14 protein-coding genes and 1 other RNA gene are annotated in these 12,612 nt (G+C 65.3%); 5 read left to right on the top strand and 10 right to left on the bottom strand.

Going from position 1 to position 12,612, the window contains the following annotated elements; genetic code table 11:
* Positions 1–12: 12 nt before the first annotated feature.
* From C7411_RS32550 to lptF, 3 genes are read right to left on the bottom strand one after another with little or no spacing between them, the layout of a single operon-like run.
* On the bottom strand, positions 13–390 hold the full coding sequence (locus C7411_RS32550; protein ID WP_110388232.1) for a sirohydrochlorin chelatase: 378 nt from the start codon (positions 388–390) through the stop codon (positions 13–15).
* Between the two features lie 45 nt (positions 391–435).
* Positions 436–1,584: an LPS export ABC transporter permease LptG gene (gene lptG, locus C7411_RS32545; protein ID WP_110388231.1), complete on the bottom strand. Its 1,149-nt coding sequence runs from the start codon at positions 1,582–1,584 to the stop codon at positions 436–438.
* A gap of 15 nt (positions 1,585–1,599) precedes the next feature.
* Positions 1,600–2,700: an LPS export ABC transporter permease LptF gene (lptF, locus tag C7411_RS32540; RefSeq protein ID WP_110388230.1), complete on the bottom strand. Its 1,101-nt coding sequence runs from the start codon at positions 2,698–2,700 to the stop codon at positions 1,600–1,602.
* Between the two features lie 134 nt (positions 2,701–2,834).
* Between lptF and C7411_RS32535 the strand changes: the two genes are divergently transcribed.
* Genes C7411_RS32535 through C7411_RS32525 form a run of 3 tightly spaced genes read left to right on the top strand, consistent with a single transcriptional unit; the run spans position 2,835 to position 5,276 of the window.
* Positions 2,835–4,346, top strand: a complete 1,512-nt coding sequence (locus tag C7411_RS32535) for a leucyl aminopeptidase (RefSeq protein ID WP_110388229.1) — start codon at positions 2,835–2,837, stop codon at positions 4,344–4,346.
* Positions 4,347–4,398: 52 nt separating this feature from the next.
* A complete protein-coding gene (locus C7411_RS32530) occupies positions 4,399–4,815 on the top strand; it encodes a DNA polymerase III subunit chi (RefSeq protein ID WP_110388275.1) in 417 nt (138 codons plus the stop codon).
* Positions 4,816–4,874: 59 nt separating this feature from the next.
* A complete protein-coding gene (locus C7411_RS32525) occupies positions 4,875–5,276 on the top strand; it encodes a DUF2486 family protein (RefSeq protein ID WP_243413422.1) in 402 nt (133 codons plus the stop codon).
* 60 nt (positions 5,277–5,336) lie between these two features.
* Here C7411_RS32525 and C7411_RS32520 read toward each other — a convergent pair whose 3' ends face one another.
* Together C7411_RS32520 and ilvD are read right to left on the bottom strand one after the other, a co-directional pair.
* Positions 5,337–5,696: a c-type cytochrome gene (locus C7411_RS32520; RefSeq protein ID WP_110388227.1), complete on the bottom strand. Its 360-nt coding sequence runs from the start codon at positions 5,694–5,696 to the stop codon at positions 5,337–5,339.
* Positions 5,697–5,829: 133 nt separating this feature from the next.
* Positions 5,830–7,503, bottom strand: a complete 1,674-nt coding sequence (gene ilvD / locus C7411_RS32515; protein WP_110388226.1) for a dihydroxy-acid dehydratase — start codon at positions 7,501–7,503, stop codon at positions 5,830–5,832.
* Between the two features lie 171 nt (positions 7,504–7,674).
* On the opposite strand from ilvD, the gene C7411_RS32510 reads away from it, so the two are divergent.
* Positions 7,675–8,634: a LysR family transcriptional regulator gene (locus C7411_RS32510; RefSeq protein WP_110388225.1), complete on the top strand. Its 960-nt coding sequence runs from the start codon at positions 7,675–7,677 to the stop codon at positions 8,632–8,634.
* Between the two features lie 247 nt (positions 8,635–8,881).
* Complete coding sequence (gene lgt / locus C7411_RS32505) at positions 8,882–9,796, top strand: prolipoprotein diacylglyceryl transferase (protein WP_110388224.1); 915 nt, start codon at positions 8,882–8,884, stop codon at positions 9,794–9,796.
* Positions 9,797–9,895: 99 nt separating this feature from the next.
* Here lgt and C7411_RS32500 read toward each other — a convergent pair whose 3' ends face one another.
* From C7411_RS32500 to C7411_RS32480, 5 genes are all read right to left on the bottom strand, one after another.
* On the bottom strand, positions 9,896–10,630 hold the full coding sequence (locus C7411_RS32500) for an SIMPL domain-containing protein (protein WP_110388223.1): 735 nt from the start codon (positions 10,628–10,630) through the stop codon (positions 9,896–9,898).
* A 146-nt stretch (positions 10,631–10,776) separates the two neighbouring features.
* Positions 10,777–11,235 (bottom strand): EVE domain-containing protein, encoded by a 459-nt coding sequence (locus C7411_RS32495; RefSeq protein WP_110388222.1) that lies wholly within the window; start codon positions 11,233–11,235, stop codon positions 10,777–10,779.
* 131 nt (positions 11,236–11,366) lie between these two features.
* Positions 11,367–11,548: non-coding RNA, 6S RNA (ssrS, locus tag C7411_RS32490), on the bottom strand.
* A gap of 126 nt (positions 11,549–11,674) precedes the next feature.
* Complete coding sequence (locus C7411_RS32485; protein WP_042268772.1) at positions 11,675–11,989, bottom strand: cell division protein ZapA; 315 nt, start codon at positions 11,987–11,989, stop codon at positions 11,675–11,677.
* Positions 11,986–12,339, bottom strand: coding sequence for an ATPase (locus tag C7411_RS32480; protein WP_110388221.1), 354 nt, complete (start codon positions 12,337–12,339; stop codon positions 11,986–11,988). The genes C7411_RS32485 and C7411_RS32480 overlap by 4 nt, the downstream gene beginning before the upstream one ends.
* Between the last annotated feature and the right edge of the window lie 273 nt (positions 12,340–12,612).

Here is a 12,612-nt window from a genome sequence, read left to right as displayed (position 1 = left end):
GCGTGAGCGGTTTTAGTCGTGGTCGTTTTCGATGCAGTACCGCACGATCGCATCGAGCACCGCGTCGTCCTCGCCGACGGCCCCCGCACAACGCAGGCGCACACGCGGATGCGCGCTCTGGCTTTGCGCGATCAGCGCCGGCAAATCGCGGCGCACGTGGCCGCCCTGGCCGAAGAACACCGGCACGACCGTGATCGTGTCGCAGCCTGCCGCGGCCTGTGAGGCGATGGCGTCGGGCAGGCTCGGCGTCATGAGTTCGAGAAAGGCGAGGCCAACGGGCCCCGCATCGCCGCGCGCGGCGGCGAGCCTCGTGGCCAGGCGCTGAAACGGCTCTTGCCAGCGCGCGTCGCGCGCGCCGTGGCCGAAAAGAATCATGCCGTGCATGCCCATGCTTGCGAGCCTGTTGTGCGAATTAGCAGCCGAACGCCTGCGACATCAATGCCGGTCGACCCATTTGAGCCCGATGAGCCCAACCGCGAGATAGATGAGCCCGGGTGTCGCCGCCGTGAGCGGCGCGGGCCAGGTGTTCAGTGTACCCACGTGCGAGAACAGCGTGTTGACGAGCTGGAAGCTCATGCCGAGCATGATCCCGCCGAACACCTTCATACCCACCACGCCCGCGCGCGTATGCAGATACGCGAACGGCAGCGAGAGCACGAGCATCACGAACACGGCGAACGGGTAGAGCAGCTTGCGCCAGAACGCGATCTGGTAGCGCTGAGCGTCCTGATGGTTTTCGGTCAGATGCTGGATGTAGCGGAACAGGTTGAACATCGACATCCGGTCGGGCGAAACGAGCAGCACCGAGAGGATGTTCGGCGTGAGCTCCGAGCGCAGCGAGTATTCGGGCGCCGACGATTGCTGGGCACGATAGACCGGACTGAGCGCATCGACCGGCTGGTTCTGCGGCGGCGGCACGCTGATCAGTTGCGTATCGGTCACGTCCTTGAGCAGCCAGTGCCCCGGCGGCTGGAACGTGCCGCTCTTCGCGAGGCGCACGTTGGAGAGCCGGAACTGCGAATCGAATTCGTAGATGCGCACGTTCGTGATGGTCGCGTCGGGCAGCAGTTCGCCGACGTTCACGAAGCGCGTGACCTGCTCGCCGTCGGCGCGCGCGGTGAGCGTGTCCTTCACCCACACGCCCGACTGGAAGTTGCTCGACACGGCCGAGCCCAACGCCTCGAGACGCACGCGCTCGGAGAGCTGGTCAGTGTAAGGGCCGACCACTTCCCCGATCAGGTAGGTCAGCAGCACGAGCGGCACGCCGATCTTGAGCAGCGAGCGCAGCGCCTGGTTGGTGGCGAGGCCCGACACGCGAAAGATCGTGTACTCGGAGTTCGCGGCCATTTGCGCGAACACGTAGATCGCGGCGATGAGCGCCGCCACCGGGATGATCTCGTAGAGCCGCGAGGGCGCCTGGAGCGCCACGCGCAGCACCGCGTACTGGAATTTGTAGTTGCCGTGGCCGACCGAGTTCAGTTCGTTGATGAGGTCGAAGAAAAAGAACAGGCCGGAGAAGGCGAACAGGATGAAGATGAACGTCAGGTAGACCTGGCGGGCGAAGTATTTTTCGTAGATGCGCATCGGTCAGTTTCCCTCTCAGTTTCCAGGAGAGGCGCGCCGGAACATCGCACGTGTGAAGAGCGGCCGGTTGCGCACGCGTATCCAGAAGATGAACACGACGAGCGCGAGCACCACGGCATGCAGCAGAACGAGGCCGACACCGAAGGGCATCTTGCCTTGCTCGATCTGCGACTGCACGACGTTGAGCAGGTTCGAATAGGTGAGGTAGATCAGCACCGCCATCACCAGATTGATCGTGCGGCTGCGGCGCGGGTTCTGGTAGGCAAGCGGAATGCCGAGCAGCATCAGGTTGATCGCGATGAGCGGCAGGCCGGCGCGCCAGGCGAGTTCGCCCAGGTTGTCGTTCGTCGGGTGGCGCAGCAGGCCCGGCGTGGACGTGGTGCTCGCCGAGGGCGTGTTCACCAGCGGCTGGCTCGTGATCTTCACGCCATAACGCTGGAACTCGCTGATGCGAAAGTCCGGATGGCCGGGCTCGCCGTCGTAGCGGCGGCCGTTTTCGAGCACGACGAAGCGCTCGCCGCTCTGCATGGTTTCGGTGTGGCCCGTCTTCGAGACGATCACGCTCACCTTGCCGTTTTCCGTGCTCGTGACGAACACGTTCTCCACGCGGGCCTGGTCGGGGCTCATGCTCTCGATGAAGAACACGCGGTGCGTGGTGGGCGATTCGCGGAACTGGCCAGGCGCGAGCAGCGAGACTTCATCGCGCTGCTGGAAGCGCGCGCGAATGAGCTTGCTTTGCGCATTCGACCACGGCCAGCCGATGAACGCGAAGAACACGATGAGCAGGATGATCGGCGCGGCAAAGGTCGCGACCGGCTTGATCAGGCGCGCGAGGCTCACCCCGGAGGAGAGCCACACGACCATTTCTGAATCCCTGTACCAGCGCGTAAGCACGAACAGGATCGACACGAACAGCGTGACGATGAGCATGACGGCCATGTAGCCGATCACGGTGAGTCCGATCAGAACCAGCACGTCGCGCGGGTCGATCTGACCGGACGCGGCGAAGCCGACGATGCGGATCATCATCGTCGTCAGCATGATCGTGAGCAGAACCATGAACACGGCGCCGGCCGTGTACGCGAGTTCGCGCTGCAGGGAACGTTCGAAGATCATTCTTGATGGGCAGGGCGGGCGGCCCGTGCCGGGAGGCGCGCAGCTCGCGCAACCGCCCAGGAGCCGCCGCGGGAAAAATAGCGGATAATTGCGGCTTTCATCCTAAGCCCTGATTTTATCCGAGGACAAGCGCGATGGACTTTAGCATAAAAGCCTGTGACTGGAGCAAAGGCGGGGAAGGCACCTTCCTGAGCGGCAAGTCGGATTGTGTCGTGGTCGGCGTGTTCGAGGCGCAAACGCTCTCGGGCCCGGCGTTCGCAATCGACAGCGCCATTGGCGGCGCGATCGCGCGCGTCGTCAAGGCCGGCGACATCGACGGCAAGGCCGGCTCCACGCTGTTCCTGCCGGAAGTGAGCGGCATCGGCGCCTCGCGCGTGCTGCTCGTGGGTCTCGGCAAGCAGGACGCGTTCGGCCAGAAGGCTTACGGCGACGCGGTCAAGGCCGCCTGGCGCGCGATCATCGGCACGAAAATCGCACAGGCCACCTTCACGCTCGCGCAATTGCCGGTGAAGGAGCGCACGGGCGACTGGGGCGTGCGCACCGCCATTCTCGCGCTGCGCAACGAGACCTATCGCTTCACGCAGATGAAGAGCAAGCCCGACGTCTCGCAGCGGGCCTTGAAGCGCGTGGTCTTCAGTATCGACGCCGCCGACGAGAAGGGCGCCAAGCTTGCTGCCAGGCAGGCTGTCGCGCTCGCCAACGGCATGGACCTCACGCGCGACCTCGGCAACCTGCCGGGCAACGTCTGCACGCCGACCTATCTCGCGGCCACGGCCAAGAAGCTCGCGCGCGACTGGAAGCTCAAGGTCGAGGTACTCGGCCAGCGTCAGATCGAGACGCTCAAGATGGGTTCGTTTCTGTCGGTCACGAAGGGTTCGGTCGAGCCGCCGCAGTTCATCGTGCTGCACTATCAGGGCGCAAGCGCCAAGGCCGCGCCCATCGTGCTGGTCGGCAAGGGCATCACGTTCGACACCGGCGGCATTTCGCTCAAGCCGGGCGAGGGCATGGACGAGATGAAGTACGACATGTGCGGTGCGGGCTCGGTGCTCGGCACGATCCGCGCGGTCGCCGAAATGGGGCTCAAGCTCAACGTGATCGGCATCATTCCGACTTGCGAGAACATGCCCGCGGGCAACGCCACGAAGCCAGGCGACATCGTCACGACGATGGCGGGCCTCACGGTCGAAGTGCTCAACACCGACGCAGAAGGCCGCCTGATCCTGTGCGACGCGCTCACCTACGCCGAGCGCTTCAAGCCGGCCGCGGTGGTCGACATCGCCACGCTCACGGGCGCCTGCATCATCGCGCTCGGCCATCACAACAGCGGCCTCTTCTCGAAGGACGACGCACTCGCAGGCGAGCTGCTCGACGCCTCGCGCGAAGCGAACGATCCGGCCTGGCGCCTGCCGCTCGACGACGAGTATCAGGACCAGCTCAAGTCGAACTTCGCCGATCTCGCCAACATCGGCGGGCGTCCGGCGGGCAGCGTGACGGCGGCGTGCTTCCTCTCGCGTTTCACCGAAAACTACCCGTGGGCGCACCTCGACATCGCGGGCACCGCGTGGAAGAGCGGCGCGGCCAAGGGGGCAACGGGCCGTCCGGTGCCCCTGCTCGCCCAGTTCCTGATCGATCGCGCCGGGCAATGAAGGCAGGTATGGCGATTGCTGCCCACCTGACGGTGTGTAACGTGGTGTGGGCATGACGCGCATCGATTTCCACACGAACGTCGGCGACTCGCTGCTGTATGCGTGCCGCCTCGTGCGCAAGGCGTATCAGGCGGGCCAGCAGGCGGTGGTGCTGGCCGAGCCCGCGCGCCTGCGCGCGTTCGACGAAATGTTGTGGACCTTTTCGCCGCTCGACTTCGTGCCGCACTGCATGGCCGGCAGCCCGCACGCGGGCGAATCGCCCATCGTGCTGGCAACGGATCTCGAGCGTGCGCCGCATCATCGTGTGCTGCTCAATCTCGGCGCCCAGGTCCCGCCACAGTTCGCACGCTTCGAGCGCCTGCTCGAAGTGATTGGCGATGCGCCCGACGAACTCGCGTCGGGCCGCGAGCGCTATCGTTTCTACCGCGACCGCGGTTACGCGCTCAACAACTACAGGCAGGGCGGCTAAGGCCGGACGCGCGAGGCGTACCGGCGCAAGGCCGACTGCCCCGATCGATGGAGGTAAACATGTCCGGCATGAATGATTCGGAAGAGGCTGCGATTCCGCTCCTGAACGAGGTGATGGTGGCCGGCAATCCGCTGCGCGCGCACAACGTCGAGGAGGCGAAGAGCGCGACGGCCGCTGCCGTCCAGGCCGCCGTGGCCGAGCGCGAGGAGGGCCTGTTCGCGCACGACGCCGACGCGCTCGTCGAGCGCCTGCGCGGCCGCTGCCTGACCTGGCTCACCGGCGAAGGCCGCGCCGTGATCGAGGCGCGCTGCAGCGCCGCGATGCAGGAGCATACGAACTGGCTCGTGGGCCAGGTGTCGCGCGAAATCGGTCTCGCGCTCGAAACGGAACTCACGAACTGGGTGAAGGCCGCCGTGCGCGAAGAGTTGGCGGCGCGCGCGGGGCGGGCGCCTTCGGCCTGATGCACTTGAGCGTGCGGCGGCGAGCCGTCACCGGCCGCCCGCGCCAGCGCGCCGTTCACCTCACTTGAGCGTGAGGATCCAGTTCGCGAGCTGGGCCGCCTGAGCGGGGTTCAGCTGCGTGTTGGCCGGCATGGGCACGGTGCCCCACACGCCGGTGCTGCCTTCCAGAATCTTGTGTGTGAGATAGGTCTGCGCGTCGGGCTTGCCCGCGTACTTCGCGGCGACATCGCGCAGGGCGGGACCCATGAAATTGCGGGTCACCGAATGGCAGCTCATGCAGTTCTGCTGCTGGGCGAGCGCGAGGCCGGCGGGTCCATGCTGCGCGCGGGCCGGGATGGCCCCGAGTGCGCCGGCAATGCCGATGGCAAGCGCGGCGGCGAGCGTCGCTGTCTTGTTCTTCGCTTGCGACTTCCGTTTCATACTGGTCTCCGCCAGCGTGTGCGCCGGCTGTGTCGTCGCATTATAAAAGCAAAGGGCGCACGTTCCGGACGTGCGCCCTTTGCCTGACTGCAGGTCAGGATTCGAGGGGGCCCCTCGCCTGGCTTAGCCCTGCTTAGCCCGTCACCGCGCCCTGGTTCGCCGGGCGCGCGAGCGCTGCGTACTTCGCCATGACCCCGCGTGTGTAGCGCGGCGCGGGCTGCTTCCAGGCCGCGCGCCGGCGCGCGAGTTCGGCGTCGTCCACGTTCAGTTGCAGCAGGAGCCTGTGAGCGTCGATGGTGATCGAGTCGCCTTCCTGCACGAGCGCGATGGTGCCGCCGTCGAACGCTTCCGGCGCGACGTGGCCCACCACCATGCCCCAGGTGCCCCCCGAGAAGCGGCCATCGGTGATGAGCCCCACCGACTCCCCAAGCCCCTTGCCGATGATCGCCGAAGTCGGCGCGAGCATTTCCGGCATGCCCGGGCCGCCCTTCGGGCCGAGATAGCGCAGCACGACGACGTCGCCCGCCTGGATCCGGTCTGCGAGGATGGCTTCCATCGCGCTCTGCTCATCGTCGAACACGCGCGCGGGGCCCGTGATGACCGGATTCTTCAGGCCGGTGATCTTGGCGACCGCGCCGTGCGTCGCGAGGTTGCCCTTGAGGATGGCCAGATGGCCTTCCTTGTACAGCGCCTGGCTGATGGGGAAGATGACTTTCTGATCCGCGCGCGGCGTGGACGGCACGTCCCTGAGTTCTTCCGCGATGGTCTTGCCCGTGATGGTGATGCAGTCGCCATGCAGGAGGCCCGCATCGAGCAGGATCCTGAGCACCTGCGGGATGCCGCCGGCCTCGTGCAGGTCGGTCGCGACGTACTGGCCCGAAGGCTTCAGGTCGCAGATCACCGGCACCTTTTTGCGCATGCGCTCGAAGTCGTCGATGGTCCATTCGATTTCCGCGGCATGCGCGATGGCGAGATAGTGCAACACGGCGTTGGTCGAGCCGCCCGTTGCCATGATGAGTGCCACGGCGTTCTCGATCGACTGCTTCGTGATGATGTCGCGTGGCCTGAGGTCCCGCTTGACGGCCTCGACCAGCACGCGCGCCGATTCCGCCGCCGAGTCGACTTTCTCCGCGTCGGGGTTGGCCATCGTCGACGAATACATGAGCGACATGCCGAGCGCCTCGAACGACGAACTCATCGTGTTCGCGGTGTACATGCCGCCGCACGAGCCCGTGGACGGACAGGCGTTTTTCTCGACGCCTTCGAAATCCTCTTCGGTCATGCGCCCCGCGGTGAATTCGCCCACGGCCTCGAACGCCGAGACGATGGTGAGCGCCCGGCCCTTCCAGTTACCCGGGCGGATCGTGCCGCCATACACGTAAATGCCGGGCACGTTGATGCGCGCGAGCGCGATCATGCCGCCGGGCATGTTCTTGTCGCAGCCGCCGATCACGACCACGCCGTCCATCCACTGGCCTTGCACGCAGGTCTCGATGCAGTCCGCGATGACTTCGCGCGAGACGAGCGAGTACTTCATGCCTTCGGTGCCCATCGACATGCCGTCCGAGATCGTGGGCGTGCCGAAGGTCTGCGGGTTCGCGTCGGCGCGCCTGATGGCGTCCACGGCCGCGTCGGTCAGGCGCTGCAGGCCGGCGTTGCACGGCGTGATGGTCGAATGGCCGTTGGCGACGCCGATCATCGGCTTGTCGAAGTCGGCCTTCTCGTAGCCGAGCGCGTAGTACATCGAACGGTTGGGCGAACGGGCGACGCCTTGCGTGATGTGCTTCGAACGACGGTTATAGGGCATGGGGGACCTCCGGTGGATTTGTCTCGGATGCCGGGTGTGTGTTCTGGTTTGGGGGAGTGCCGGCACGTCTGTCGAAGCATGCGATTTTGCGAGGACGCTGTCCAATATATTATTCGTGGTCTATTGAGTCGAAAAACATATCAGCAAGATGACAACGCGAGACCGACGCCGATGAATCCGGCTATCCCCGATCTGCGCCAGCTGCGCTATTTCGTCGCCGTGGCCGAGGAGCAGCATTTCGGCCGCGCGGCGGCGCGCCTGTCGATGACGCAGCCGCCGCTCTCGCAGGCCATCCGCGCGCTGGAGGAGACGCTGGGCGTGGCGCTGTTCGCGCGCACGCGCCGTTCGGTCGAATTGACGGCCGTGGGCGCCGACCTGCTGCCGGAGGTGCGGCGCCTTCTGGCGAGCGCGGAAGCGCTGCGACCGCTCGCGCAGAGCCTCGCGCGCGGCGAGGCGGGCGTACTCGCGCTTGCCTTCGTCTCGACCGCCGACTACGGTTTGCTGCCGCTTTTGCTGCGCGATTTCGGCGCGCGCTATCCGCGCGTGCGCTTGCAGCTCGCCGAAGCCACGAGCGACGTGCAGGTGGAGGAGCTGGTGGCGGGCCGCATCGACGCCGGCCTCGTGATCGCACCCGTGCCGCCGCGCCACGCGGCCCAGCTCGCTTACCAGCCGATCGCGCGCGAGCCGCTCGTGGTCGCCATGCCCTCGGCGCTTTCGGCGCGCCTTGGCGGTCCGGCCGCCGACGACTGGCACGACGAGCCCGTGAGCCTGCGCGATCTCGCCGATGCGCCGCTCGTCGTCTTCCCGCGCCATCTGGCCCCCGGCTTCTACGACACCATCATGGATTGTTACGGCGCAGCGGGCCTTGCGCCCCTGATCGGCCAGGAAGCGATCCAGATGCAGACGATCGTGAGCCTCGTCTCGGCCGGCATGGGCGTGGCGCTCGTGCCGCAGTCGCTGCGCCATCTGCGGCGCACGGGCGTCGTGTACCGGCCGCTCGCGGGTTCCGTGCCGGCCATCGAAACGGGACTCGTCTGGCGCTCGGCCGAGGTGAGTCCAGTGCTCGCGGCGTTCATCGAGATCGTGCGCGCGCACGCGGCGACGGTGGGCTGGCCGGCGCGCGAGGGCTAGCCGCAATCCAGGCCGACCGCGGATGTCATCCGTCACCGTTACACTCACCGCGCGTCGCCAAACGTGCATTCTGGTTCGTGCCCCCTCGCGTCGGCGATAATGTCGCGGCGTGACGCGCCGGCGGCGAACCTCGCCGCTTTGCAAACGTCCAACGCGCTTTGCCCGCCGCCTTGCCTGTTTCAGTGAACGGCGCGGTAGTGCTTACAACCCGGTTTCAATCGATATCGCCGACAAGACTTCATCCACGATGCTCATCCACCCGAACTTCGACCCCGTCGCCATTCACCTGGGGCCGCTCGCCGTGCGCTGGTACGGCCTCATGTATCTCGTCGGCTTCATTCTGGCGATCGTGATCGGCCGTCTGCGCCTGCGTCTGCCGTACGTGGCAGCACAGGGCTGGACCGCAAAAGACATCGACGACATGCTGTTCTACGGCGTGCTCGGCACGATACTCGGCGGGCGCCTGGGCTACGTGCTGTTCTACAAGGCGAGCTGGTATTTCGCGCATCCGCTCGACATCTTCAAGGTGTGGGAGGGCGGCATGTCCTTTCACGGCGGCTTCCTCGGCGTGACCTTCGCGATGGTCCTGTTCGCGTGGCAACGCGGCCGCACCTGGCTGCAGGTCACGGACTTCGTCGCGCCGATGGTGCCCACGGGGCTCGCCTTTGGCCGTCTCGGGAACTTCATCAACGGCGAGCTGTGGGGCCGCGTGACCTCGCCCGATTCGCCGTGGGCCATGCTGTTTCCGGGCGCCGCGAACGACGACGCCGCGTGGCTGGCCGCGCATCCGCAACTGGCCGCGCAGTGGCACCTGAACGAAGTGTTCGCGCAGTACCATCTGCTGCCGCGCCATCCGTCGGAACTGTATGAAATCGCGCTGGAAGGCATCGCGCTGTTCATCGTGCTGATTCTGTTCGCGCGCAAGCCGCGCCCCGTCGGCGCGATTTCGGCCATGTTCCTGATCGGCTATGGTCTCGCGCGCTTCACCGTCGAGTTCGCGCGTGAACCCGACGACTTCCTCGGCCTGCTGGCGCTCGGCCTTTCGATGGGGCAGTGGCTCTCGCTGCCGATGATCATCGCGGGTATTGGCCTGATGGCGTGGGCGTATCGCCGTGCCAGGCGTGGCAACGGCGGCGCGCAGGTAGCGGGCGCGAAGAGCTGACATGCGCGCGACGCACTACGCGTTTTAGCCCATGAAACATGCCACGGCTTTGACCGTGGCATGTTGACTTGCGCGCCTGCCGGGCTTTTATGGCGCGTCTCACTTCATCTGCACCGAGCCGGAGACGTTGACCGTCACCGTGGACGTGCCGCCTTCGAGCGGCACGGGTGCCGACATCTTCGCGTCAGCCGACGCGGCGCGCGCGCTCATCATCATCATGGGGCGCGGCATGACGCCCGAGTGCCCCACGTTCACGTCGCGAATCGTGTAGCTGCTGTAGCCGAACGCGCGCGTGGCCGAGAGCGCCTGGTCGCGGAACGAGGCGATGGCCTGGCTCGAAAGCTTTTGCTCGGCAGCGCGCTGCGCCTCGGGCGACAGCGAGAACTGCACGTTGCCCACCTGCATGATCGACGCGAGATCGCCGGCGAGCTTCGACGCCGCCGCGAAATCATGCGACTCGAGCACGACTTCCGTGCGGCCGCGCCAGGCGGAGATGCGCCCATCGCGATCCGTCGAAGGGAAGATCGAGAACTGGCCCGAGTGCGCGCTCACGCCCGCGACGCCCCTTGCGCGTTGGAGCGCGCTGTCGGCGCGCTGATTGAGCGTCGCGGTCAGCGAGGCGGGATCGTTCGCTTCCTGCTCGTAGAACAGCGTAATGTTGACGACGTCCTGAGGCACTTCGGCGCTTGCCTGCGCGGACAGCGAAAGCACGCCCGAGGGCTGCTGGAAGCGCGCGTCGCTCTGCGCGAACGCGGCGCGCGGCGCGAGCGTCGTGGCGAGGGGGAGGGCGGCAGCCAATGCGGCGGCGAGCGTGACGGCGGTTTTTCGGTTCATTGAGGCTCCTTGCAGAACTGGCGTCGCGCGCGACATACCCATAACAGCGGCGTAACGGCGCGCGACTGTGCGCGATTGTGCTTGAAGTCGCGCACGGACGCTGTGTGCGTGCCCGGCCGCGTGCATCGCGGCAGAACCGAACCGCATCACATCAGATGTTTCGTGATGAAGTTCCACTCAGCCGTCGTGACCGGCGTGATCGAAAGGCGATTGCCCCTGGCGAGCACGCGCATGTCCGCGAGTTCTTCGTGCCCGCGCAAGGCGGCCAGAGGAATCAGCGGGCACTTCTTCTTGAACACGACGTCGACGAGCATCCAGCGCGGATTTTCTTGCGTCGATTTCGCGTCGTAGTAAGGGCTTTTCGGATCGAACTGCGTGGGGTCGGGGTAGGCCGTGGACGACACCTGCGCGATGCCCGCGATACCGGGCTCGGGGCAGCTCGAGTGATAGAACAGCACGCCGTCGCCTTGCTGCATGGTGTCGCGCATGAAATTGCGCGCCTGGTAGTTTCGTACGCCAGTCCAGGGCAGCGTGCGCTGCGGCGCGTTTGCGAGGTCGTCGATGCTTGCTTCGTCGGGTTCGGACTTCATCAGCCAGTAGCGCATGAGTCGAAGTTCACGTCGAAAGGGGAGTGAGCGTGCATGCCGCGAGTCGCGCCAAGGCCGGCCGCACAATGGAAACGCAGTGGAACCTGCAATGGAAAACGGCATCGGACTGTGGTCCGATGCCGTTTGAATAGGTCCCCGCCATAGCCGCTAGGCCGGCATCCTGAACCGAGGGTTCAGAATTGGTCGCAGTTAGCAGCACTTCGGGTACATCAGACTGTGTGACGCGCACGCCCGTGCTACAAATTTCCGCAACCGTGCACATGGCATTGGTTCAAGGAATATATGACCTTGGCGAACCAGGCAGGGAAGCTGACTAAACTGGTTGGCAGCGCGTTTGGAACCGCGCGTTTCTAAACAAATCAACGCTGCCTTTGAACGACATCATACCGCACGTTGCTGCGTAAGATTGCGGCTTACCCGCAGCATACATCAGCGCTTATTGCACACCGTACTGGTGAATGACAGCGCCGAGTTGTTCGTTCATTTGGCGCATTGTACGACGGATTTCTTCGGCTGGGAATGCTTCCCCGTGACGCACGCTCGTTTGCAGGCGCAGCAGTTCAGAGGCGAGCGAGAGCGCCGCCATGACGGCGATGCGATCGGTGCCGCGCACGTTGCTGTGATTGCGGATCTTCGACATTTCGGCGTCCACGCGCGCAACGGCTTCGAGCAGCGCCTGTTCTGTTTCCGGCGAACAGACGAGGCGATAGGTCTGGCCGAGTATCGTCGCTTCGATCTGCTTGGTGGTCATGCATTTTCTCCGTGGCGGGCCGCGTTGCTGTCGTCGTCGCTGCTCTGCGACGGCTCGAGCAGATCGAGCTGGTTGTCGCGCTCGTTACCTGCGCGCGCGCGTGGCAGCTTTTCGAGGATCGCGTTCAGACGCACCTGCGCATCGTCGATCTTGGCCGAGAGTGCGTCGCGCTCTGCCTGCAGCGCGGCGCGCTCCTCGCGGACCTGTTCGAGTTCGGTGCGTGTTTCGTCGCATTGCGCACGCAGCTGCGCGAGTTGCTCTTCGAGTGCGAGGCGTGCTTCGTGTTGGCGCTGATTAATCTCGATCAGCCGCCCGATGTTTTGTGAGAGTGTTTCGAGTTCGTTGAGCATGTGCTGCGTCCTCTAAAGACAGGCATTCTAGCGCGGATCAACGCGTATTTTGATAATTGTGTCGTTTCCAGACGTAACAACCCGGCTTCTTACCCGAATCAGGCCCGAAACCCTCGCTACGTGTGCTGCATAGACCGGGCGGGAACATAATTTGCCAAGGCCGCGCGCGTAGCGCATCGTCTCGATCGTGATCTGCGCGTTATAACATCACGGATTCATGGTCTTTTGCCAGTGCTTTCGCGAACGGCGTTTCGTTTCTGCCGCGCGTCATGC

Source organism: Paraburkholderia silvatlantica (assembly GCF_003096715.1).
Lineage (GTDB): Bacteria > Pseudomonadota > Gammaproteobacteria > Burkholderiales > Burkholderiaceae > Paraburkholderia > Paraburkholderia silvatlantica.
The sequence above is the reverse complement of the archived record's forward strand: the minus strand, read 5'-3'. Positions and strand labels throughout refer to the sequence as shown.